The sequence below is a fragment of the Bradyrhizobium sp. SEMIA genome (genome assembly GCF_014844175.1).
In the GTDB taxonomy this organism is placed as follows: Bacteria; Pseudomonadota; Alphaproteobacteria; order Rhizobiales; family Xanthobacteraceae; genus Bradyrhizobium; species Bradyrhizobium arachidis.
Map to the genome: position 1 here is coordinate 7525974 of NZ_CP046601.1, position 23759 is coordinate 7549732.

General features: G+C 58.1%; 20 protein-coding genes. 7 read left to right on the top strand and 13 right to left on the bottom strand.

Annotated features, from left to right (window positions below; all coding sequences use genetic code 11):
- Positions 1 to 403 precede the first annotated feature (403 nt).
- Entirely contained in the window at positions 404 to 649 is a 246-nt protein-coding gene (locus FOM02_RS36200; protein WP_027563357.1) for a hypothetical protein, read from the bottom strand.
- Between the two features lie 3054 nt (positions 650 to 3703).
- Between FOM02_RS36200 and FOM02_RS36205 the strand changes: the two genes are divergently transcribed.
- From FOM02_RS36205 to FOM02_RS36220, 6 genes are all read left to right on the top strand, one after another.
- On the top strand, positions 3704 to 4774 hold the full coding sequence (locus FOM02_RS36205) for a cytochrome-c peroxidase (RefSeq protein WP_265440834.1): 1071 nt from the start codon (positions 3704 to 3706) through the stop codon (positions 4772 to 4774).
- Between the two features lie 1149 nt (positions 4775 to 5923).
- Positions 5924 to 7048: a molybdenum ABC transporter ATP-binding protein gene (gene modC / locus FOM02_RS36210; protein ID WP_265440835.1), complete on the top strand. Its 1125-nt coding sequence runs from the start codon at positions 5924 to 5926 to the stop codon at positions 7046 to 7048.
- A 15-nt stretch (positions 7049 to 7063) separates the two neighbouring features.
- Positions 7064 to 7354 (top strand): DUF2478 domain-containing protein, encoded by a 291-nt coding sequence (locus FOM02_RS47360; protein ID WP_416207736.1) that lies wholly within the window; start codon positions 7064 to 7066, stop codon positions 7352 to 7354.
- On the top strand, positions 7344 to 7601 hold the full coding sequence (locus tag FOM02_RS47365; protein ID WP_416207799.1) for a DUF2478 domain-containing protein: 258 nt from the start codon (positions 7344 to 7346) through the stop codon (positions 7599 to 7601). The genes FOM02_RS47360 and FOM02_RS47365 overlap by 11 nt, the downstream gene beginning before the upstream one ends.
- Before the next feature lie 546 nt (positions 7602 to 8147).
- Positions 8148 to 8702, top strand: a complete 555-nt coding sequence (locus FOM02_RS36215; protein WP_027563355.1) for a peroxiredoxin — start codon at positions 8148 to 8150, stop codon at positions 8700 to 8702.
- Between the two features lie 6 nt (positions 8703 to 8708).
- Positions 8709 to 9257: a carboxymuconolactone decarboxylase family protein gene (locus FOM02_RS36220; RefSeq protein WP_027563354.1), complete on the top strand. Its 549-nt coding sequence runs from the start codon at positions 8709 to 8711 to the stop codon at positions 9255 to 9257.
- 230 nt (positions 9258 to 9487) lie between these two features.
- Here FOM02_RS36220 and FOM02_RS36225 read toward each other — a convergent pair whose 3' ends face one another.
- The 7 genes from FOM02_RS36225 to nifH form a co-directional block, all read right to left on the bottom strand.
- Complete coding sequence (locus FOM02_RS36225) at positions 9488 to 9784, bottom strand: ferredoxin family protein (RefSeq protein WP_092218293.1); 297 nt, start codon at positions 9782 to 9784, stop codon at positions 9488 to 9490.
- A 39-nt stretch (positions 9785 to 9823) separates the two neighbouring features.
- On the bottom strand, positions 9824 to 11131 hold the full coding sequence (locus tag FOM02_RS36230) for an FAD-dependent oxidoreductase (RefSeq protein WP_265440836.1): 1308 nt from the start codon (positions 11129 to 11131) through the stop codon (positions 9824 to 9826).
- An 11-nt stretch (positions 11132 to 11142) separates the two neighbouring features.
- On the bottom strand, positions 11143 to 12252 hold the full coding sequence (locus tag FOM02_RS36235; protein WP_265440837.1) for an electron transfer flavoprotein subunit alpha/FixB family protein: 1110 nt from the start codon (positions 12250 to 12252) through the stop codon (positions 11143 to 11145).
- 988 nt (positions 12253 to 13240) lie between these two features.
- Entirely contained in the window at positions 13241 to 13582 is a 342-nt protein-coding gene (gene nifW, locus FOM02_RS36240; protein WP_265440838.1) for a nitrogenase stabilizing/protective protein NifW, read from the bottom strand.
- Between the two features lie 319 nt (positions 13583 to 13901).
- A complete protein-coding gene (nifV, locus tag FOM02_RS36245; RefSeq protein WP_416207737.1) occupies positions 13902 to 15092 on the bottom strand; it encodes a homocitrate synthase in 1191 nt (396 codons plus the stop codon).
- A gap of 217 nt (positions 15093 to 15309) precedes the next feature.
- Positions 15310 to 16101, bottom strand: a complete 792-nt coding sequence (locus FOM02_RS36250; RefSeq protein WP_265440839.1) for a nitrogen fixation protein NifQ — start codon at positions 16099 to 16101, stop codon at positions 15310 to 15312.
- A 149-nt stretch (positions 16102 to 16250) separates the two neighbouring features.
- Positions 16251 to 17135, bottom strand: coding sequence for a nitrogenase iron protein (nifH, locus tag FOM02_RS36255; protein WP_092218329.1), 885 nt, complete (start codon positions 17133 to 17135; stop codon positions 16251 to 16253).
- A 1213-nt stretch (positions 17136 to 18348) separates the two neighbouring features.
- Between nifH and FOM02_RS36265 the strand changes: the two genes are divergently transcribed.
- Positions 18349 to 19092, top strand: coding sequence for an OmpW/AlkL family protein (locus tag FOM02_RS36265; RefSeq protein WP_265440840.1), 744 nt, complete (start codon positions 18349 to 18351; stop codon positions 19090 to 19092).
- Positions 19093 to 19513: 421 nt separating this feature from the next.
- Here FOM02_RS36265 and FOM02_RS36270 read toward each other — a convergent pair whose 3' ends face one another.
- The 5 genes from FOM02_RS36270 to FOM02_RS36290 form a co-directional block, all read right to left on the bottom strand.
- Positions 19514 to 19861: a (2Fe-2S) ferredoxin domain-containing protein gene (locus FOM02_RS36270; RefSeq protein WP_027563345.1), complete on the bottom strand. Its 348-nt coding sequence runs from the start codon at positions 19859 to 19861 to the stop codon at positions 19514 to 19516.
- A 1363-nt stretch (positions 19862 to 21224) separates the two neighbouring features.
- Positions 21225 to 21698, bottom strand: a complete 474-nt coding sequence (locus tag FOM02_RS36275; protein ID WP_265440841.1) for a Rieske (2Fe-2S) protein — start codon at positions 21696 to 21698, stop codon at positions 21225 to 21227.
- Positions 21695 to 21916, bottom strand: coding sequence for a hypothetical protein (locus tag FOM02_RS36280; protein WP_027563343.1), 222 nt, complete (start codon positions 21914 to 21916; stop codon positions 21695 to 21697). The genes FOM02_RS36275 and FOM02_RS36280 overlap by 4 nt, the downstream gene beginning before the upstream one ends.
- A 354-nt stretch (positions 21917 to 22270) precedes the next feature.
- Positions 22271 to 23425, bottom strand: coding sequence for a DegT/DnrJ/EryC1/StrS family aminotransferase (locus tag FOM02_RS36285; protein WP_265442247.1), 1155 nt, complete (start codon positions 23423 to 23425; stop codon positions 22271 to 22273).
- A 41-nt stretch (positions 23426 to 23466) separates the two neighbouring features.
- Positions 23467 to 23736, bottom strand: a complete 270-nt coding sequence (locus FOM02_RS36290; protein WP_027563341.1) for a DUF6129 family protein — start codon at positions 23734 to 23736, stop codon at positions 23467 to 23469.
- Positions 23737 to 23759: the final 23 nt, after the last annotated feature.

The window sequence follows — 23759 nt, forward strand, 5'->3', positions numbered from 1 at the left end:
GCCGACTGGTGTCGGGTGCCGGCACGCCGGCAGCGGGACGCTTGGGCCGGCAACTTTGCTGTCGCTTGCGGCGAGGCGGCCCCACTTCCCGCTACGTTCAAACGCTTACGCAAAATAGCTGACATAAATAGTTTGCAGCCCATCGCGCCTAATGCCGCTCGGCCATGGCTACGAGACGCGGCGCGCACCCGAGGTTAACAACACGGGTTCGCCAAATTTCTCCGGTGACGAGTTCCGAGCCATTTTGACATCGGCTACGAAGACCCGCACCCCGCCTCGGCTCACCGTCGCACATCTCGACGGGCAAGCGCTGATGAGGCGGCACTTGACCCTTCCCCGTTCGACTGAATGATCGAACAGATGCATCTGCACTGGTGCGACACAGAGTTTCTGTATGTCGAGCTCAATGTAGTCGATCCGCGCCGCGACCAATGAACTCGAGCATCGACTGTGCCTCGTTGATCTCGCGTGAGACACGTGCCAAGACCCGTATTGCTATCTCCTCCGACGCGATCAGTCCCGCTCTCTCGCAGGCTAACCAAAAATGATGCATCACCTGCTCGTCAGAGGGCGCGATACGAGTCTGCAACAAGCTGGTCGTCAATGACGAGAGCATGTGCTTGACGACCTCATTCTCCGCCTCGCTCAAGACCTAGTCCTTCTGATTTTTTGTTCAGTTCTGTAATCTTTGGCCACCGCGTCGCGAGAGTGTCGCTGCGAAGGGTAGTGATCTTCGACACTGCAGCTTCATGCCCGTTGAACGCTGCTATCGAGAGATCTATTTGGTCGGTTACCTCACTGCTCGGACCGCTTCTCCTCAGCACAGGCGCACGGCTTCAGATAGCGAGAGCTGCACGATTCTTATAGCTCCACAGCGGCATTCCGCTCTTTTGGAGTGCCGACCGAATGATGCTGCAAATATGGAAAGCGCCCCTAATTCCGACCTTCCCAATCAGAACGTCGTCGCAAACGTCCCGGCCCGCCTGACCTCCGGCCTTTCGGCTCAACGCGTTGCAGGTCGTGGCGTAGCCCCACGATCTTCCGGCGCGAATGCTTTCCTGGAAACTCGGCAGAAATTAGATCGAAACTCAGCCGCCGCCTTTTGCTGGAACACCGAATGGTCGGCGTTGCGCATTTGCTTGTCGCGCGTGAACACCACTATTGAGAATTCAACGATGTCGCTGGCGCGATCGATTTCGCCTAGCGCCCTCGTGAGGCTGGTTTGAAAGGGACATAAGACCCACCGCAGCGCTCTGTGCGGCCATCAGTGCTGCCGGTCATCGCCTCTTGCCGAATAAGAACCGTCTATTCCGTTGGATTTGCTTGCGAGTGCGGCTGTTCACCGAGCGCGCTTTCGCTGGACCGCTAAAAACCGGATTACGGCTGAGGTCAGCCATATTCTGCTGTCTATATCACTCCATCATCCATGCCATCTCGCGACTCCAACCGGTCAGTGTACTTGACAATGGCTGGCCCGGCGCCCCGTGCCGACGGTGCAAATGGCTTTCCTGGCCATCGCCCAAAAGCTGGCAATCAGCAGGCCGCCCTATCGATCTCCATTCTGCGATGCGCCTGACGATCGTCATGCTTGACACTCCAGGGACAAAGTGAACTACATCTGTGATGACTTCAATTGATGATACATTAAGTGAGATCAGATGGCTGCGGAACGAAATCTGGCGCTGCCGTCGATCTCTTAAAAGGGACCTACCTGAGCGCAAGGCCGTTGAGAAGCGTCTGCTTGAACAGCTTTCTGCCTTTGAACGGCTCTTGTCGACAGCGTTTCCTTTGACCTTGAGCCCTAAAGTGTATTCGGCCAAGAGCACGACGATCGGGCGAAGCGACTCGCCTGAAGCGCGCATCGAGAACGCCGCAATGGCATCAAGCGGTTCCTTCGGGAAGTCGACCGGCCGCTAACAAGCGAGATTTCCTAGCTCTATCTGTCCTTGAGCCCCGTAGTCGAGACCAAGCTAATCCCCAGCTGGAAGACAGCGATGGAACAAACCTCCAAAGCTAACACGCCGGCGATCTTTGCCAACTATAGCCGATTTAGCCACCTGCCGGAAAATACTTGGCTGCCGACCACAACGCCATAGATTGATGGGCAGCACGAATTCCTGCAGATGTCCTGCCGTAACCACCGCAGTTACGCAGATTGTCCTTCCGACCAGCTACGACCAAGCCGATGGCAATCTCGCGGCGGGCCCAAAGTCGGCGGATCGCTGCAGCGCTGAAGCGCGCAACTGATCAGTACGAAATTGAAGTTCAGAGCGCATTGCAATCTCGTATCACGCGTGGGCGCACATCGATCGCTGATCGGGGCTAATCGGTTCACGGAGCTCAGCCCCCCGATAGATGAACTGCGGCGCGACCGGCTGATGCTTCAGCCCGATCGACTTTCGGCCACGCTGGCCAAACTCTGGCCCATAGGTCTGAACACCTCACTGTCGCTCAGTTTCTGCAAGTGCCACTCGGACGCCTCACTCTCGATGGAGGACGACCGGAAGCCTATTGAGACGCCGTCTTGGTCCTTCGTTTCTCTCCGCCGCAATTGGCATCATGCGGCGGCATTCGCCGCGTAAATTCTTGAAATTGTCCCTAAGGCAAAAGATTGCTACCTCCACATCGCTAGGCCCTCTAAAGCGGTCACAGAAGCGCATCACGTCTAGTCTGCATGACATTAAGACTTGCTCGGCCCCACGATCTCGCGCACGAGCTTGTTCTGTGCACCACGTGGTTGCGATCGCGATCACGATCGCAGCGAGGGCGGATGCACAGCAATGCGCATTGCAAATCCAGCTCATTCGTCCCTCTTGATTCACCAAACCTGTCTTAAGCCGCATATCCTTCACTATTGTTCTTTGCCCCGCGAGCGTAATCTGTTTGCCGGATTGGGCGCTCGGCAGCCATGATCGTGCCTGTTACGGGGCAGCCGCAATGATTACGGCCTCCGAATCATCGTCTCGCCACGCGCAACACGCTCATTGCGAAGACGGAGGTACAACAAAGATCGGCCGTTTAGCGCATGTGTGGCGATGCTGTCTCACCGGTGGCGTTCTGCTTCGCAATGCCTACAACCTGACGCCACGGTCGATTCAAGCACTTTGAGCGTCCGGCACGTGTGAATACGTGATGAAACTGCATACCCACATTGGTGGCAGTAGGACGAACTCCCAACAACTGCACGCCTGACCGACTGCCCGCGGGTAGGAACGTCACCGATGTTGGTGGCGATCAGCTTAGTGTGGGGGTTGAAGGCTCAAAGCGCACGCATCGAGGCGAGCAGCGACAAGCTGCGCCGGCGCCGCTCGCTTTGTTCGCGGTCTCAGCCAGCTGACCTGCAGAGTCAAAGAGTGCCGTACGGGTGAGTTTTCCGGGAAGCACGGAGGCTTGGACCGACAGGCCAGGATTCCTGTGGCTGGATGATGATTCGTCGCACCCGTCAGGTACCGTCAATTCGACAGCCTCAAGCCGCTTGCTGCAATTCACAGTGCGCAATTGCATGAAACCAGCTCGGCAGGCTTCGCCGTTGGGCCCCTGGCACGCCGGTTGCTATAGCACCGGCGGAGCGTCGGCCTGGGTGCAGCCTAGCCCAGCATACGGAAGACACCATTCGTTGACTGCTGCACGTCGTTCTGCGGGCGGACGCGGACCGAGCGCTATGTTTGCGATTCCAGGATCTAGGAGAAAAGCGAGACATCACATGAGGAAAATAGTGTTAAGCGAGCTTTCCAGGGCCTGCAGGTTAAGTGTTGTGGCGTCAGCCATTCTGGTTTCCCCAGCAGCCGGCGCCAATGAGGATCTGATGCGCGCCGCCAAGCGGATTTTCAAGCCGATTCCCTCAGTCGTTCCAGCGGTGAAGGACAATCCTATCACCCATGAAAAGGTCACGCTTGGCAAATCCTTGTTTTTCGATTCGAGGCTATCTGCAAGCGGAGTTATCAGCTGCAACACGTGTCATAACCTTGGGACGGGCGGGGTAGATGCCGGCCCGAGATCGATTGGTCATCGCTGGCAGCTGGGGTCTCGTCGTGCGCCAACAGTCTATAACGCAGTCTTCAACGTGGCGCAGTTCTGGGATGGGCGAGCGGCGGATCTCAAGGCGCAGGCAGCAGGCCCTGTCCAGGCCAGCACCGAAATGAATGCGACGGCCGATCGCGTACTCAGCACATTGAATTCAATGACCGATTATGTCGTTATGTTCAGTAAGGCTTTTCCCAACGAGGCGGTGCCCCTTACGTTTGCAAACTTCGCCAAGGCCATCGAGGCTTTCGAGGCGACCTTGATTACTCCCGACGCCCCCTTCGATCAGTACCTCGAGGGCGATGAGTATGCTCTCAACGATCAACAGAAAGCCGGGCTAAAGCTATTCATCGAAAAGGGATGCTCCTCTTGTCACAACGGAATCAACGTCGGCGGACAGGATTATTTTCGCTTCGGCATCATTAAAAGGCCAGCCGAAAGCCAACTTCCAAAGGAGGACAAAGGTCGTTTTGCCGTCACCAAGGACCTCGGCGACGAGTATGTTTTCCGCTCGGCGCCGTTGCGCAACGTCGCATTGCGCCCGCCCTACTTTCATTCTGGTCAGGTTTGGAGTCTTAAGCAAGCGGTCGGCGTGATGAGTGAGGTTCAGCTTGGAGCAGAGCTCAGCGATGAAGAAACTGACGAAATTGTCGCCTTTCTGAATTCGCTCACCGGACAGCTGCCGAAGATCGAGTACCCGATACTGCCCACGCGCACCATTGCAACGCCAAAGCCCTCCTTAGACAAATAGGCCTTCACGATAGCGACACGCTATGCGGTCCAAGCTGGAGCATTCAGCAGGCTCAAATTGCGGGCCTCGAGCCCCAACCCGCTCGTCGGCGACGCCAGAGTTCCTTTGGGGGCCGGTCAAATCATGCATCTCGGGCAGCTCAATCCTGCGTCGACCCGCGAGGCAACGAAGGCCCGCGCGCCCTGAAATACGTCTGTAAGCCGTGCTGCCAGCAAGACGTTCTGCCCTAGCTCGCGGGCACCGCATATCATCTCACATCAGCCATTTTTCCAAGCGCCCGGCCCCCGACCTTCTCCTCCGCACAGATCGGAACGTGCGCCAGATCGGATGGCATGCACTTGTCCCTCATTGACGAGTTTACGGCCGCATGTTGCCAAACACCATCCCGAATCCACGAGGCGATGGATCATCCTCGGCTTCCAACTGATAGCTCCTACATGTGCGAATGGTGACGCGAGCGTCCAGAGTCCTACAATAAGATCTGGTGATTTAGGATGTCTGGTGGAGACTGATACACAGCCTCCCTTTCCGCAAGACGCGCAGATATTCCTTGAAACGGCACGCGGATTGCTGGGTAGCGACCAACCGGTCGCCGCCAAAGAAGGGGCGCGGGAAGCGGAGTTTCAATGAGATTTATCCGATTCATCCTGATCGATCTGGCTTTGATGCCGCTCGCACCCAAGAATGCAGAAGCCATGACCGTCGCTCCCGGCGCAAACTTCAAATCGGCTAGCAAAGCCGTGGGATCCTTGATGCGGATTTCCGGCCCCGAGCCAGCATTCAGCTCTGGCCTGAGCCGACATCTTTACCGCCAAACCTCTCAAGGCGCGCAATTTGGACATTCAGCAAAAGCCCCGGGGCCGCCGAAGCAGACTGAAAACCTCGCGCTAAGGGACAGGCGCTTTGCCACTCATTGGCAAGGGCACTGGGCAGCGTCCGACTGTCACGATCGTCGCGGCGCGGAGATGCTCAAGAAGCCTCTGATCTTAACACAGATCTGCAGTCCGCCGCCGCAGCTCATGCCCTCAGGCGAGCAGAGACGCCGTGCTGGAGCGGCACAGGCCGGATTATCTGAGGCATGGCGATCATCTCTATCGCAGCGATTGTGCTCGTGACTTGGATGGGAAGACACAGCACAGGCGTAGGTTCATGAGAGAAGCAAAAACGGGCTATATTGAGGTTGCGTTCAACGGCTCTCTCGCGAACATTCCGTTAGATGCGCAATTCAGCCTGCCGGCCAAAGGCGTCACGGCAATTTTTGGTCCGCCCGGGTGCGGGAAGACCACACTCGCGCGCTGCATCGCTGGCGTGCAGCATGTGCCGACTGGATTTTGTGCGGTCGATGGAGAGATTTGGCAGGATGAGACGACGTTTCGACCCCCTCATCTGCGTCCCGTCGCATATGTATTCCGACCACCAATTCCTCTTTCTCATTGGTCTGTACGGCGCACCCTCCTATACAAGGCGTCAACATCGACACCAACACTAATCGATTTTGACGGTGTGGTCGAATTGCTCGCCTTGTCGCCGCTGCTCGAGCGTTCGCCATCACATCTTTCCGCCGCCGAGCGACAGCGACTTGCCCTTGGCGGCGCACTGTTGGGCCAGCCTCGGCTACTTTTGCTGGACGATCCACTCGTTGTGCTCGACCGCGTCGCCAAATGCGAGATCCTGCCATTTCTCGATCGCATGCGGGAAAAGCTCCCATTGCCGATGATCTACATCACCCAAGATTACGCTGATATCGAGCGTTTTGCCGATCATCTTGTCATGATGAAAGATGGCGTCGTGACTACGGCCGGGCCGCTCAACGTCGTTCAGAGCGATCCGGCGCTAGCTGGGCGCGGCGAAGCGGCAGTCTGTCTTGATACCTTGGTCGGCGGCTATGACGGGCGCTATGGGCTGATCATGCTCCACCTCAACGGGGCGCGCCTTCTGATCCCTGGAGTGCCGCTTAGACCGGGCGCGCAGCTGCGGCTGCGCATCGCAGCCGGCGATGTCAGCATCGCGTGCGAGCCCCCACGTGCAAGCTCTATCCTCAATGTATTTCCGGCACGCATCAAAGCCTTTCTGCCGTTCGACGAGGCGGAGGTCACCTTGGTTCTGGCTCTAGAAACTGGCCGTTCTGGCGTGCCGCTTTTGGCGCGCATCACGCGGCGCTCCTTTGATGCGCTACGGCTCAGCAATGGAGCGGAGGTGTTTGCGGAGATCGCGCGCGCCGTTCCGTTCGAGGCTGCCGATCGGTGCTTGCAGCGCCTGCCGCGATCCGCATGAGAGCGTTCGACAGCCGTGCCCGGATACGAGAAACACATCAAAAGGAACCCGGACGCGATCGATAATTTGGATGAGATAGATCCGAATAGTGTCGGGGCTATTCGCTACCGTCTAAAAGACGATGTGGATAGGCTACTCGCTGATTTCGCTGAGGATATCGCGCAGCAAGCCGTACGCATCGGCGGCATCGTGCAGCGAGACGCGAGGTGCGCAAATGACACGCACATCATGCTCCCAATCGACGTTGCGACAGGACAAGAGATCTCGATTTCCCAGCCACTCGGCAGCCTGAGCTCTGTCCTGTAATCTCGATACAAATGGGCTTGCCGAGGCCGCAGCTGTCGTTTCCCAGGCACTTCGCAACAAGATCGATCTTCTCGTGATGAACAAATTCGCCAAACAAGAAGCGACGGCCGGGGCGGGCCTGCGCGCCGAATTCGTTGGGCCTACCAGTACTGACAGCCGTTGCAGAAAAATGCCTTCGCGGCTGTCGAACCTTCACCCCGGGCGGTGGTACGCTACCGCTTGTGATCGTCAATCCTTGGAGCAGTGATTGCGCGAGATCTCAACGCGCGTGGCGCGCAGCGTCAGCACCAGCTGCGGCTATTTGGGGACCCCGACCTGACGACGACAGTGAGACTGTCGAGCACGTCGTCTCCGAAATCGCGCATCAGGCTCTTTCGCCCTCCGAAAACAGCCTTAGCTCCGGCGTCCGCTCCCACGCTCCGTACCACGTGATTCCTCGCGAACGTACCTTTGCGAACCTTCGACAGTGAGACGTCGCAGTTCAACCAGCCGCAGGCGCTAACCAGTTCAAGCCGACATCAATCCCTCGATCGGTTCTGCAATGCCTGCCGGTCGACTACGAGATTGCTAAGATTCAGGTTTGGTTGCCGTGTCGCCGCCAACCGCCTGGCCAGCGCCCGCGTACAAGACTGTGGGAAGGGAGCTTGGCTACAAATTTCTCGCTGATCAACGCTCCAAGCGCCCGGGTATGCCCGTATCAAAGCCGCTGGACTCCACTCCTGAGAACGCATGGCACATAGCTTGCTTCAACAGTGAAGCCACCTTCTACACAGAGCGAACTTGTGAGGACAGCATGCTCGGAATTGGAAGTCAGTTGCCGCCGTTCGAAATCACAGGCGTGAAGCCCGGTTTTCAAGCGCAGGAAGAAGGAGGACAGAGTGCATTCGAGACGCTGACTGAAGCGAGCTTTCCAGGAAAATGGAAGATCATCTTCTTCTATCCCAAGGATTTTACCTTCGTCTGCCCGACAGAGATCGCTGAGTTTGCCCGGCTTTCCAAGGAATTCGCCGACCGCGACGCGGTGGTACTGGGTGGTTCGACTGACAATGAGTTCTGCAAGCTCGCTTGGCGGCGCTCACATGTCGACCTGCACAAACTATCAATCTGGCAGTTTGCCGACACAAAGGGAACGCTCGTCGACGGTCTTGGCGTGCGTTCACCCGAAGGGGTTGCCTATCGTTACACCTATATTGTTGACCCCCAAAATACGATCCAGCACGTCTATGCGACCAATCTCAACGTCGGGCGCAGTCCTAAGGACACGCTCCGCGTTCTGGACGCGCTGCAAACCGACGAGCTCTGTCCTTGCAACAGGGAAATCGGCGGCGAAACCTTGAAGGTTGCTTGAGGCAGCATGTCTTCGATCCAACAACTAAGCGACAAGATTCCCGATTTCGCGAAGGATGTCAGGCTGAACTTGACCTCCTTGATGGCCGATGAGACGCTTTCGCCACAACGAAAATACGGGCTGCTGCTGGCGAGCGCGATTGCCACTCGCAATGCAGTCCTGATTGCCGCGATGGAATCGGCTGCGTCCGCTGTGATGACATCTGTGGCGATTGCCGCAGCGAAAGCCGCAGCCAGCCTCATGGCAATGAACAACGTTTACTACCGCTTCGCTCACCTTGTCTCCAACCCGGAATACAAAACGATGCCGCCACGGCTGCGTATGAACGTGATCGGCAATCCCGGCGTGGACAAGTCCGATTTCGAGCTGTGGTCGCTTGCGGTCTCCGCCATAAACGGCTGCGGTGCCTGCATCGATGCCCATGAGAAGACACTCAGAGTCGCGGGCGTCAATTCCGAAGCGATCCAGACCGCCGTGCGCTTTGCCGCGATCATGCAGTCAGTGGCAATCGCAATCGAGGCCGCTGGGCCCGCCCCCTCTCAGGCGAGGGGCTGATCCTTCCTCTACCATCCGGTTGACTGCGTTGTGGCGCCACTCAGTGAGGTCACAACCAGTCCTTCGCGGCTCCCGAACGAGCGGCACATCTGCACGTTATGGCTTGTGCAGCGTCCCCCCGAAGAGGGTCTTGCTCGACGTCCCGGCGCCGCGCAAGTGACGCGGAATGCGCCAATGATGCGGTGAAGTCCTATCGCCTAGCTCGGTCGCACCACGGCCCTGTTCCACTATCAGCCAAACTTGAACTGCACTCCATATCCGCCGCGCGGATGGCTCCATTCGATGTCGCCGGTGGGCTCGGCGATCACGCGGCAGGTACCGCACTCGATGCAGCCGTCAACAGTTATCTCGACTTGGCCGTTGTCGTTTAGCTCGTAGCATCGCGCGGGGCAGGCTTTCAAAAGTGCAAGAAGCTGCGGCGATGGCGTCGTGTGCGCACGGACCTTGACGTGAGGGTGACCGATGTCGACAAGATAGCGATTATAATACAGCTTGTCTTCGACGCGGACTGGGGATTCGACATTCATACTTTGACCTTCCATTGTTGGGCTTCACAACTGTCGCGGTCAGCGCCAGGCCCGGGCAAAACGACAAGCATCACCGAACAGACCCGCCCATGACCGCGCCTTGACAAAGGATTTCAGAGTCGCCTTCTCCTTCTCAGCCTTGGGCGTACCATCGACGCGCACGAAGTTTTGCATCGCCTTGGAGATGAGCTGCGGATAGGTGAGAAAGAAGTTTTGTGACTGGGTATGCATTAGGGGCGGCAAATCCTTGTACTTCTTTAGATCTTTGATGACGAAGGAATCGTCTAGCATCTTCTTGTAGATCGACAGATTTGCTGCACTCATCGGCTCGCCGCGCGATTTCACCAGACCTATCGCTTCGGCAGCGATGCGGCCGGAAGTCATCGCGAGATTGGAACCCTCACGATGAATGGCATTGTTGAGTTGGGCCGCATCTCCCACTACGACCCAGCCTTCCCCATAAAGCTGCGGGATTGACTTGTACCCGCCTTCAGGAATGAGATGGGCCGAGTACTCCTTGACTTCGGACCCTGCTACCAGGGGCGCCACGGAGGGATGGCCCTTGAATTGATCGAGCAGGCCGTATGGCGTCTGGCCCGTGCGCTGGAAGTCGGCGACGAGACAACCGATGCCCAGCGAAATGCACTCTTTGTTGGCATAGATGAAACCCATTCCGGTCATGCCGCGGGAAATGGTACCGACCGCCTCGATCACGACGCCTTCATCGCCCTTGAGATTGAAGCGCGCCTCGATAGTCTCGCGGGGCAAGAAGTGCATCTCTTTCACCGCGAGCGCAACGTTGTCGGGTCTCGGCCGCGCGCGCAGGCCCGCGCGCGTCCCGAGCAGGCCATTGACCCCCTCGGCCAGCACGACGACATCGGCATGTATTTCGCCGTCTCGGCGATCTGTACGAACACCGACGATTCTTTCACGCTCGTCCCGTACGAGCTCGGTGACGGTCGTCTCGCACAGTAAAGTCGCGCCAGCCTCCCGCACCTTGGAAGAGAACCATTTGTCAAACTGGGCGCGTATAATCGTGTACCGGTTCGGCCGTTCCTCGTTGAATTCGTCTGAACGGTAATGCATGCCGACATGGGAACGATCGTCCATCATCCAGAACCGCTGCTCAATCAGGTGACGTTCGAGCGGCGCCTCCTCTCGAAACTCTGGGATCAGCTTTTCCAGCATGTCGGCATAGAGGATGGCGCCCTGCACATTCTTCGATCCTGGATATTCGCCCCGCTCGAGCTGCAGCACCTTCATGCCGCGCTTAGCCATGGTCAATGCCGCCGCGTTGCCGGCCATACCGGCTCCGACCACGATCGCATCGAATCTCTCTTCAATCATCATCATCTCCTCTAGACCGCGATCCGGGCGCGCGAGTTCGGCAAAAGGCGGGCGCGAAATGAGGCCGTCAGCGCGGGTAGCAGTTGGATGGCGTCGCTGACGATCGCGAGATGGGCAAAGTCGAAGATCGGAGCATTCTTGTCAGTATTGACGGCGACGATCAAATCCGCGCCCTCGACGCCAACGCGGTGCTGGATCGCTCCGGAAATGCCGGCGGCAATATAGAGCTTTGGCCGGATGGTTTTCCCCGTCTGGCCGATTTGCCGGTCAGACGTAACCCACCCTTTTTGTACCAGAGGACGCGAGCAGCCATATTCAGCGCCAAGCAGAGTTGCGAGCTCGCGCACCAACCGAAAGTTCTCAGGCGATCCCAGTCCCAGGCCGCCCGCAACCACGACATCGGCGTAGGCCAGATTGGAGGTTTCTGCATCGCGGTCGGGTAGAAACGACAATACCTTTGTGACAATATCATCTTCGAGAAGACCGAGCGGATGGACGATGATACGAGCGGCATCGCGTACGACGCGCTCAGGCATCGGCATGACCCGCGGGCGGACGGTGGCCATCTGCGGACGATAATTCAAGGTATAGATCGTGCAGAGCAGCGAGCCGCCAAAGGTCGGACGCGTCGCCGCGAGCGAACCATCGGCGTCGACGTCGAGCGCGGTGCAGTCGGCAGTGAGCCCCGTCGACAGAGTCGTCGCCACGGAACCTGCGAGATCGCGACCGAGCGTCGTCGCCCCCAACAACAGGATCTCGGGCTTGTAGGTGTTGACGAGTTCGGTTAGCGCTTTGGTATAGGATTCGTTTCGGTAATCCGACAAAACGTTGTCGCTCACGAGGTAGGCCAGATCGGCGCCATAGCAAAAGGCGTCAAGCGCGGCGTTACGTGTGTGCTGCCCTTCCGGACCGATAACGACAGCGGCAAGATTCACCTTTAGCCTGTCGGCCAGCCTGCGGCCCGCACCCATGAGCTCCCATGAAACCGGATGCACTTGGCCACGCTCCAGCTCGACGAAGACCCAGACGTGCTTGTACGCCTTGAAGTGCTCCGGCAGTTCTTTTTTGGCGGCTGCGCGCCCGGCCGGCGCCGGCATGACCGTTCTGGTGACATTGCTCATACTCTAAATTCCCCTCAAAGATAGGCGCGCCCGCGCCACAGGTTGCTTTTTAGCTTCCTTAACTGAAGATCACTTTTGGTCAGCAAGTGGCCGGCTGCTCTGCCCCGTCTGCTTGGTCCGACCGGCCTCACAACAAGACGCGTCGCCGCGATAGACGTACCGGTCCGGCCGGATCTGGCGAGGTCTTCCACACTGAACGCTTGCGCGCCGCGTTTGACGAGCGGCACCGCGGTGGCCAGGACGCCGCGGTGATTCAGACCGTTCGCTTCCATGCCTGAATTGGCGATTCCGTTCGCTGCGCAATACCTGCGCCTCAGTTTCGGCCCACCAGCTCCACATTGACTGTGACGACGAGCGCGATACCGGCAACGCACCTGTCACGCGATCCATGCCGAGCCTCCAGCGCGGACAGCCCGTATGGGCCGACGTTGGCCCTCGTCCTGACGCATGTTGCTATCCGCCACGAGGTGGATACAAATCTGAGCGAAATCCGGGGCCGATTTGATGCGGACGACGCTGTGCATACCCTCTCCAGGTGTAGCGCGAACGGGCGACTTATCCATTGACCACCATCTCACCGTCCATATGGAGCCTTGATCGCGTCAAAGACCGTTTCGAACGGACCTGGCGCGATCGTAGGCCACGAGATGATGGCGCAGGGCTCGGCAGGCACTAAAAGCAGCATCATGGGTCTTCCTTCAATCTCATCTCGGACGACTACCATCCGTCGGCATCGACGATCGGGTCGGCAGGACAGCAGCAAGTGTCGTACCAGTTGCAAAAAGCACTGAAAGTCAGTCGAAAGTAATGGTTTGGCAGACACTTGAAATCCGCTGATACCTGGACACGACCAGTCCAGACATGGGTCGGGAATACGACAGCCGCCGCTCGGGTGATAGCTGCAGAGAGCTGACCCGGATAAAGACGAAGGCCGCCCATCGGGTTGCCACGGTGCCCCGTCGGGCACATCTTGCAGTGGAACGCTAGATCACTTCAGCTCGCTCAATGGGACAAAGGCCGCCGCCTTCTTAGGGTCTGCGGCCCCCTCCTTCAAAACCTTGAACACTCGCTGGTCGATCGGTGACGATGCCACGAAATCCGCATAGGACCGCTCCAGCATCGCCTTGCACCGAGCTCTGATTTCCGGCTCTGCGGCACCAGCAAATTGCTCTTTTGCAAAGTATTGTCCCATGCGCTTTAAGATGTGAAGGCGCGCGACATTCACGATTTTAGGGTCGTAATCGACGCCAAGTAGCGAAAAAAAATCCTCCGCCGATGAGGCCTTGCTGAGCCGATCCAGGATACCGGCTGCCGGGGATGAGTTGATCATGAAAACTTCTCCTTCGGATTAGCTCTGGACGGTAACTGCTGGCGGGATCAATGGCCAAACCACGATCGAGGCTGACGCTCGTCAGGACGGTCGCCGGACCGGAACTCAGCGCGAGAAGACGCCGATTGGCAGTGCGGGGCGGCTCGCCATTGGGTAGGAGGTCACAGCATGTATGGCGGAACGGGAAGTAAGATCTGGAGATGAGATCGCGCCAGAGGATCTGACGTGCGAAAGCTGGACGCCGTGCGGGCCCATCAGCGATATCGGACGCCATCCTTGCGGCGCGTCTGTTTACGCAAACGCTGCTGGACACGGCTTTTCACGCGGGGTGGGTTGCCAGGCATCCGCACACGTCGCGCCAGATCGCCGCCACGGTTTCGCGCTCGACCGAGCGCTTGTGCTCGATGGCATATTTGCGGACTTGCGACAGAATCTGTCTGGTTTGATCGGCGCTGGCGACGAGCTGCAGTTCATCGAGTAACGCGGTGATCGCCCCAAGTCCGGAATGCTTGCCGATCACAAAGCGGTTGCAGCGGCCAAACAAAACGGGATCAAGCGATTGATAGGTGCGTTGATCCTTCAAAAGGCCATCGACATGAATGCCGGATTCGTGCGTAAATACATGCTCTCCGACGATGGCCTTGTTCACAGGAATCGCACGTGCGGCCGCGGCTGCTACCACCGCGGCGACGTTCTCGAGCTCCGGGAGTATGATGCCAGTCTCGCGCCCGTAGAGCTGTTTGAGTGCGACCGCGATTTCCTCGAGCGGGGCATTTCCGGCCCGCTCGCCCAGCCCGATGACGGTCACTGAGGCGTGGCTCACGCCGGCCTTGATAGCGGAGAGCGTGTTGGCGGTTGCGAGTCCGAGATCATCGTGACCGTGAAATTCGAGTTCGAGATCGGTGGTCGCACGCAAATTCCTGACCAGCACGTAGGTTGCGTCGGGATCGAGCACACTGAGCGTATCTGCAATACGAAAGCGACGCGCGCCCGCGGCTTTTGCAGTTGCCATCAGTCTGATGAGAAAATCGATATCGGCGCGGGAGGAGTCCTCACCACCGACGGCGACCTCAAGTCCGCGCGCACAGGCATAGCCTACCAGTCGCTTCACCCGTTCCAGCGCCAGGTCGCGATGACCACCTAGCTTGGCCGCGATCTGGACGTCGGAGGTCGGGATCGACATATTGATCATGGATACCCTTGCTTCGATGGCCGCGTCGACATCCGATTCCCGCATCCGGCACCAGCCTATGGTGGTCAGCGGAAGATCTGCTTCGACAATGGCGCGAATGGCGGAGATCTCCTCGTTGCCCATCGCCGGCGTTCCCGCCTCGATCTCGGTGACTCCGGCCCGCGCCAGCGCCTGCGCAATCGCTAGCTTTTCCTCTGTGGTGAACGCAACGCCAGGTGCCTGCTCGCCGTCGCGTAATGTCGTGTCGTTGAGCACGGTGGGCTTGGCGCGCACCTGGTCGGACCAAGACGATTTTGCGGCGGTGCTAGCGGCAATCACGCGAGATCTCCTCATTGTTTGACCTACCTAAGCTTCAGCAAATGGATTGTCGTAAATGCGACAGGCTCATGAAGCGGACGCCTTGCCTATTGCCCCGCTGAGTTCGAACTTCAATGCAGTTGCGGCACGCCAGGATGTGAGAATTGTTGCAGAGCACTTGAGCCCGCCGCCGCCTTGGACACATGGTCGCTCGCTCGAAACGGCGTCGGCCGCGCCCTCAACCTTCCGCGCGGCTTACCAAATCCTGCGAGGCTTTCTCCGATGATGGTGCGATCGCGGACCCTTGTGGCAGCTCAGATGGCCAGTCGCCGGCAACGACCGGCCGAGCGGCCTGCAACAGAAAATCCCGCCGGCGCTCGGTCATCCGGCTCTCACCGCTTTCTTCGCCGAAGCAGATGTTGAAGTCGTCACATTGGTTGCACACGGGTGTCGTGCACATCACGAGGCCTTCATTCTCGCAAAGCATGCGGTAGAAGAAGCGCTTCCAGCGCATATTGTTGACATTGCGCGCGGCGAGCGGCGCGAAATGGCGGCTCAGCAGCCGGGAGAGTTCGCCGCGATTGCGCAAGCCGAGAGCTTCCCACAGATGGCCTGGCTCAATGGCGCGCCGCGCTATCATGGCAGCCAGCCAGCGGCCAATATCCCGTTCCGTCGAGCGTTGCTTGAGCAAGAGATCGCGCAGCATTGCGATCTCTTCGTCCCCTTCGCACCTGAAAACCGAGAGCTGCTCCGCGAGCTTGATCTCAAGCGAGGGAAAGTACTGCTCCAGCAAGGCCGCCAGTTCAAGGCCGGACAGGCCGGCCTTCTCGGGAAGGGAGCCACCATCCATTGTGGCAGCCGCCAAGATAGACGCTAAGACATGGCGATCGAAATTGCTGTCAATGGCAATATCGGCATCTGCAGGAGGCACACCGGTAAGTAGGCGGTAGGTTGCAATTCCCCTGTGCATCTGACTGTTGGCCTCAACGGCACAATCAGCCATCAACGGAAGGAAGTGCGCTTCGGACATAATTTTGCGAGTTTCCACAATGGTCTGGCTTGCGCTGCCGCATCCCGGTTTTGATCAGGGTCGATCGTCAGAATGCCGGCCTCCCGGGATGGGCGGTGAGGGAGACCGGCATTCGTCGCGCGCCTTCGCAAGGCCGCGACTCGCGACCTTTACGAGGCCGCGAGTTCGGCGGCGGTCTTGCCGACGATGGATTCGTCCACGGGCTTCATAATGCCATGTTCCATCAGCATGTCCTCGAGCTCGTCCATGGAGATTGGAGTCGGGATGATGCCTTTGCCGCCATTTTTGTGAACCTTGGTCGCAAGATTGCGATAGTGATCGGCCTGCTTGGAATCGGGTGCATACTCGAGCACCGTCATGCGGCGTAACTCGGCATGCTGCACCACGTTGTCGCGCGGCACGAAGTAGATCAGCTGAGTGCCTAGCTTCTTGGCCAACGCTTCCGCCAGTTCCAGCTCCTTGTCGGTCTGCCGCTCATTGCAGATCAGACCGCCCAGCCGCACACCGCCAGAGTTTGCGTATTTCAGGATTCCCTTGGAAATATTGTTCGCGGCATACATAGCCATCATTTCACCGGACATCACGATATAGATTTCCTGCGCCTTGTTCTCGCGGATCGGCATCGCAAAGCCACCGCAAACGACGTCGCCGAGCACGTCGTATGAGACATAGTCAATGTTTTCGTAGGCGCCGTTCTCCTCCAGGAAATTGATCGAGGTAATGACGCCGCGGCCGGCGCAGCCGACACCCGGCTCAGGACCACCAGACTCCACGCAGCGAATGTCCTTGTAGCCGACCTTCATTACGTCCTCGAGCTCGAGGTCCTCCACGCTGCCGGCACTCGCGGCAAGGCTCAAAATCGTGTCTTGCGCCTTGGCGTGCAAAATCAGGCGGGTCGAGTCCGCTTTCGGGTCGCACCCCACAATCAGGATTTTCTGACCCATCTCAGCCAGCGCCGCCAGCGTGTTCTGCGAAGTGGTCGACTTGCCGATGCCGCCCTTCCCGTAGAACGCGATTTGTCTCAGTGAAGACATGTTGCTCTCCATCAACCGATTTGCCAAAGTTGCGCGCTTCTTGCGCGCGAGCTTGTTTCTCTCTCAGAAACGGGGCACACGGGTTTAAGGGAAGGAGCACATCGCTCGTCTTACGCGTCGGCGTGCACTCAGCCCTCACTCAGTGTTGCTGCCGCTTCTTAGCAACCGCCGTGCCAACGCTTGACCGCGCTCCTTAACCTTCTGATTACGTTTCCGAAAACCAACTAGCTGGTGAGCAAGGTCCTGGCTGTTTTGGATCTAACAGGATCTGCGCGGCTGTCAGAAAACTAACAACGACTACATTTGGCGCGCCTGTTCCGATGCCTTCAGTTGTGGAACGGAAGTTGCTCCGATCTCACGATAGTGAATATGCCGGTCGGGCCCTAAACCTGGCGCACCAGCGGCGAGGTTGCATACATGGTACGGCGCTTGGTGCGCTGACTTTGAAGAAATTGAACGGGCTCCCGAAGCAGCCGCGGCTTGCCAATCGTTCAGCTCCGGCGCGCCTACATAGGTATGTCGTGGCGACAATCATCTTCTATCAGAAGCCCGGCTGCGCCACTAACGCGCGCCAGATTCAAGCGCTGAAGTCCGCCGGCCCCGACGTGATAGCCCAAGACATCTTTGAAGGAGCCATGGGACGGGGAGGAATTACGTAGGTTCTTCGGCCATATGCCCGTCGGCTCCTGGTTGAACCGAGCTGCGGCACGTACAAGTCAGGCGAAGTCAATCCCGATACTATCGACGCAGCAAGCGCACCCGCATTGATGGTGGTCGATCCGACCGCTGATCGACATAGGCGGGGCACGATTTTGTCGGCTCGATCATGAGTCCGCGCTGTCACTGCTTGGCCGCAAGACGCAAGAAGATCTCGAGGGCTGCTTGCACGAATCAAACCCCACGCGTTGTCCGCAGACCTGAGGAAACGAAGAAGCCTCCCCCAGGGCGCCCAATAAGCCAAAGATGACGCTTTCCACTCTCGGCTTTCTGCGGCTTCTTGAAGAGACCGGGCTCTCTTGAATTTCTTGAAGAGACCGGGCTCTCTTGAATTGAATAACGATCAGAACAGATCTCGACGCTTCGTGACCGTGATCCTTATGCAACTTAGCGGCATAATTGCGCTCTGCTCGCTCCATTTTGATCGGCATCAAATCTCCGCCAGTAGCCTTGTGTGACAGAGATCTCGCGCGGCTCTTCGCGCGATTTTTTTGGAATGGAGAATTCGATGAGAACAAGGAGAGTTCTGACGAGGGCATCACTCCTCGCGCTAGCAACCTCGTTGGCCAGCATCCCGGTACAGGCTGCAGATCTGGCCCGGGCGCCGATCTACTATAAAGCGCCCCCGATCGAACCCTTCAATCCATGGATGATACGCCTGCGCGTGCTTGGCGTTTTGCCGGATACCGCAGGCAGCTCAGTCAGGGTCGCCGGGGTGCCCTCGCTGTCCTCACCCAGTTCTGGGCTTTCGATCAGCGATCAAGCCATACCCGAGCTCGACATCACCTACTTCTTCACGCGAAACGTTGCCGCCGAACTCATTCTTGGCGTGACCAGCCATCACATCAGCGGCAATGGCGCGCTCACTGGCCTCGATATCGGCAAAGCCTGGCTGTTGCCGCCAACATTGACCCTGCAATATCACTTCACCGATCTCGGCGCGCTCAAGCCCTATATCGGCGCGGGCATCAACTACACCGCATTCTTCAACCAATCTGCAGCCAATACGTCGCTCGGCGGTCTTGCCGTTACGGATTTGCGCATCAGCAACCAATTCGGCGCGGCGGTCCAATTCGGCTTCGATTACATGCTTAATCGTAACTGGGGCCTCAACTTTGACGTGAAGAAGCTATGGCTGCGGCCGGAGTACTCCGCGACGGTAAACAATTCGATTCCCGTCACCGGGCGAGCCAATATCGATCCATGGCTCGTCAGCGGCGGCGTCACTTACAAGTTCTGACGCTAGAACAGGACCAGAAAGAGAAATCCGCTTGATCAACCCGGACGCGGCGAGCTCATCCAGCGCGTCCAATAACCTCACCGCAGTGCAAGCAGAGCGAGATGACGCGTCAAGGGCGCGTCATTTCGCGAAACGCCGGAGCCATTTGCAGCAAAGATCTTGCTGTGAGCTACGAATCGAGCGGCATGGAGTGACCGTACACAAACAGATTGACCTAGGATGCGCGCTTTGCAAAGGCGCCATTTGCCGATAGGGCCGGAGAAGAAGGGCGGCACGCGCGGGAACGTCAATGAATGCTGTTCTCATCCGGGGCGTGATAGCTACGCTCAATCTCAGGCGATCTGACCTCCGAGCGGCCAGCTCATCGCCGACAAGCCGTCGATGCTTGCTAGCCCGGGCAAGTGGCCGCTAATCGAGGCGTCTAGCTTCGCTTTAACACCATCACAAGGCGGTCGACACGTTTTCCCTGCTTGAGGTGGGAGTTTACAATTTCGTCAATATCCTCAGGCGTGGCCGCGCGATACCACACTCCATCGGGATAGACGACCATCAAGGGACCAGAGTTACAAAAGCCAAGGCAGCCTGCCATCGTGAAGCCAATATCGTTGAGGCCTTCCGCTTCGATCGCCTTGGCCATTCGATCCCACAGGGCTTGCGCGCCGGAGGCGCCACAGCTCCCGTGCGGATGAGTTGGCGGACGCTGCGTGTTGCAGGCAAATACATGATGCCTATAAAGTTGAGGAAGCTCGAATTCGGTCTCTGTGTTCATGCGCCTATCCTGTGAACAATGTGCTTCATCTGAGAAGAGAAAAGATGCGAGCACATCGCAACCCACAATCTCTTACGATTGAACGTCGCATCAACCAAGTGATGCTTATGATCCCCACTCGCGCTTGCCAAGGCAGGCAAAATGAGCGAGCGCCATAGTGATTGTCGTCGCTGAAGATCAGCGATATTATCTTCGCGCCCAGAGCAGCCTCCTCGATCAACTTCAACCTCTTCTGCTCTCATCACGATCTTTCTGCTGCCGCATCACTTGCTCACCATCCAACTTCTGTAAAGCAAGTTGCGCACCAGAAGCGTAACGTCCGTTTCTGCAACGACCCTTGCTTTGCGCGACACACAATGATTGCGAAAGTTGCGACAAGGTCGTTCGCTACTGTCTCGGACACGACAAACCTCGCACTGCGTTTGACCTCCCGCTTCACCCTTCTGCAATTCGTACGCAGAATAACCGAGAAGCTCGGTTATTTTTCCCAGCTCTTGCGCTATCAGATCTTGGAATGAGCAGCGATCTTCATGACCGTCAAGCCTAGCGAGGAGCTCGAAGATCGTGCGCAGAATCGAGCGCCGTGTTCTGCCACGGGTGATCGGCTGGCCGTATTGACTGGCGCGAGCCCACAGCATCTTTTTCGCTCTGAAGCTGGACGCTGCGTCGCGCCGCTGCCCATCCATAGCGCCTGCCGCGAGAGCCCAACGAGGCAGGGATGATCACCGAGTCACCTGTGAGGCTGCAGACCAGGCCGGGTCGCAATTCCGATCGGCAGCAACGCTAAACCGCAACACATTGGGATCACGCTTTCATACGGCCGGTCAAGATGCGCTTGCAGTGGGGAATGCGGAACAACATGCACGTGCCCATGAATGCATTTTCTCCTAACCGGTTCTAACCGACGATGGTGTCGCCAATCGCTAAGAGCGTCGCACGAACCGAGGTTTGGCATGGCAGTTGCAGCGCAGGCAACAACGCCAGCTGCACCGGCCGGCCTTCTGACACAGGATCGTCGTTCCTCATCCCCCAAACGATCCTGTCAGTCTGGGTCCCGCCATTCTCCAAGCCCAGACGATGCCCTCGGCGAACTTCCAGCCGCCGAGGGCATTTCCCCTCAAACATATCGACAGCGATAGGAAGCGGGTCCCGCCTGCCGGCTTCGATTTGACAAGCCAGCGCAAGAGCAGCTTGTTGGTGCTGCGGAGGTCGCGGAGTGCAAGTTCGCAATCCGGCGAGGTGGCCGTTTTGTCTCACCCAATCGAAAGCTGTGACTCGCGTCTACCAACGCTCACGAGTACAATGGCCTCATTCGAGGGCAAAGCGCCTCGGGCAGCTTGAGCACAACGAAGCGATAGGCCCGTTAGTCCGGATGGATCGTAATATCCATGGTCTCGTCGCTGTCCCCGAAGGGGTCGGCAAACCGATCATCCTCCAGCAGCTTGACGCCGCACAGGCAGACGTCACCTTCGATCACGGCGAGCGGTACCAGCTCAAGCGATTGTCCGTCACAGGGGCCGTCGATGCACATCCCAGTGTCGATCTCGAATCTCGCTCCGTGCCGGCCGCATCTAAGAAAGGAGCGGTCCGTCGAGAAAAACGTACCGGAGCCGATGTTCAGCCAGACGCTCTCATGCGGACAACGATTCACGTAACCAAAATAGTCATTGCCGAAGGTGCGCACCACAATGATCGGAAACGGCCGGCTCTCGCCCTTATCGTCAATCCGCGACAAGCTAAAGCTCATGGCCCCACTCCGCTCGATGGCATCGGCCGGACAGACGACAAAAACCTCGATCTGACCGCTCATCAGGTTGTCGATTATAGGTTCGCTCATCCCGGCCTCGCAGTTTCCTGCTTGAAGGCTTCGATCGCAGTTCGGCTCAGTTGAAAAATCCCACGACCACGAGCGAGCGCTCGATAGGCGGAGCTGGCACGGGTGTTGAGGACGTCAAACCACTGGTTCGGCGTGAGCTTCGCCGGACGCTCGCTGATTTGGATCACCCTTCCGTTCGGAGCGAAGCGGACGTGGATGATGACTTGTTGCGAATTCATACCGATCCCCCGTTTTGGTAACTCTAAAGACCCTGAGCGGAGACTCTCGACTTTGATGTGCTTGGCTTTGGGCACCTTGACGCGTAGGCTCTCAAGCCGCGCCTTGGACGCGCCGCCTTCTCTGCTATCGAGCAGGTCTTCTTCGCGCTCGCTAGGAGCATTTCTCTTGCGGTCTTAAGTCGAGTGCATACCTCCAGCGGCATGCGGCACGCTTCCGGCATGTGGGGCACGATGTATCCGACAACGCTGCCACAAACGACGATCCTCGGTCCGTTGCTCATCTCTTGCGATGAGACCTACCACGCTCATCGCAACTTCAACCCTCGTTCTTCCGTGTCGTGGATGACAATCATCTTAGTAAATCGCGGCACCTGCTCCCACGTTTATCGACGCATCTTTCATGGTCTCGACGATAAACTCGATCTGCTTGTTCGTGAGATGGGTGTGAAACGGAAGCGCAAGAGCGCGATCTGCTATTTTTTCCGCAACCAGGAAATGGCAACGCCGATAGCCAAAGTCAAAGTAGTGGCGTTGCAAGTGCAGCGGTTGGCTATAGGCGGCGGATTCAACCTGCGCGCCGCGCAGATCTTCGATAATGGCGTCGCGCCCTGATCGCGTGAAGCGCGTCCCCAGATGAACGAGATAAAGCAACCAGTTCACCTCGGTTACATCAGGGCCAACATAAGGCGGCTTGATGCCCTCAAATGATTGCATATGCGCGCTATAGAGCTGCTCGACGAACCGACGGCGCTCCAGGATTTCATCGAGACGTTTGAGCTGCGCTAGGCCCAGGGCAGCCGTGAGATCGCTCATGCCAGCCTGATAAGGTGCCGTGCTACCGACGACAACGGAAGAGCGCTCGTCCACGCGATGGGCGCGATGGCGACGCAAGCCGAGCGCGATGTCGATATCGTCGGTCACCACCATTGCGCCTTCGCCACAGGTCAGGGCCACCGGCTGAGCAAAGTCGAACACCGCGGTGTCGCCAAAGCGGCCGACGAGCTCACCCTTGTAGCTCGATCCGATCGCCTCGGTGGACTCCTCCAAAAGCAGCAGCTGATGGCGCTGCGCGACCGCGCGCAGCTCCGACCACGGCGCTGGATGACCGTTGGGATTGCCGGCGACAATCGCCCGCGTGTTGGCCGTGATGCGCTCTTCGGCCTTCGCTGGGACTAATGCTCCCGACCAATCGTCGATATCTGCAAATACCGCTCGTGCGCCTGCGAGACTGATGGCATGCGCGGTCTCACGAAAGGAGTAGGGAGAGGCGATAACCTCGTGCCCGGGGCCAATGCCGAGCGCCCTCAGCGTAAGGAGGAGCCCTATGGTACCACTCGAGACCGCAACAGCATATTTGCGACGAAGATAGGCGGCGAAAGCGTGCTCAAACGCCTCAGTAGTCCGCCCGTTGGAGATTTGCGGCGAACACAGCAGCGTTTCAACGGCAGAGAGCTCGGCGAAGGTGATATCAGGATCGGACAGTGGAATGAATGATGTATTCTCCTCCACAGTGTGCGCGCCATCAAGCCGATACTCTGCTAGTGCAGTGCTCACCGCTCAACATTCCTTTTGGCCAATACGATGCCGGTGGCCCGCGTCGGATCGGCCGTAATCTGCACGCAGTGATCCGATCCATCGATCAGATGAAGGTCGAAACGCGGAAACTGCCGGAACGGTTGATCCGCCACATCCGACGCATCACAGCGCACCCAAGCAAGTTGCGGAAAGCGGCGGCGCAGCTCGACAAACGGACCCATCTCGGCGCCCTCGGCTGCAAGCAGCCGCTCAATTTCGATCACTTCCTCCGCGGTGAGCGCCATCGTGGCTCCTCTTTGACTCCTAA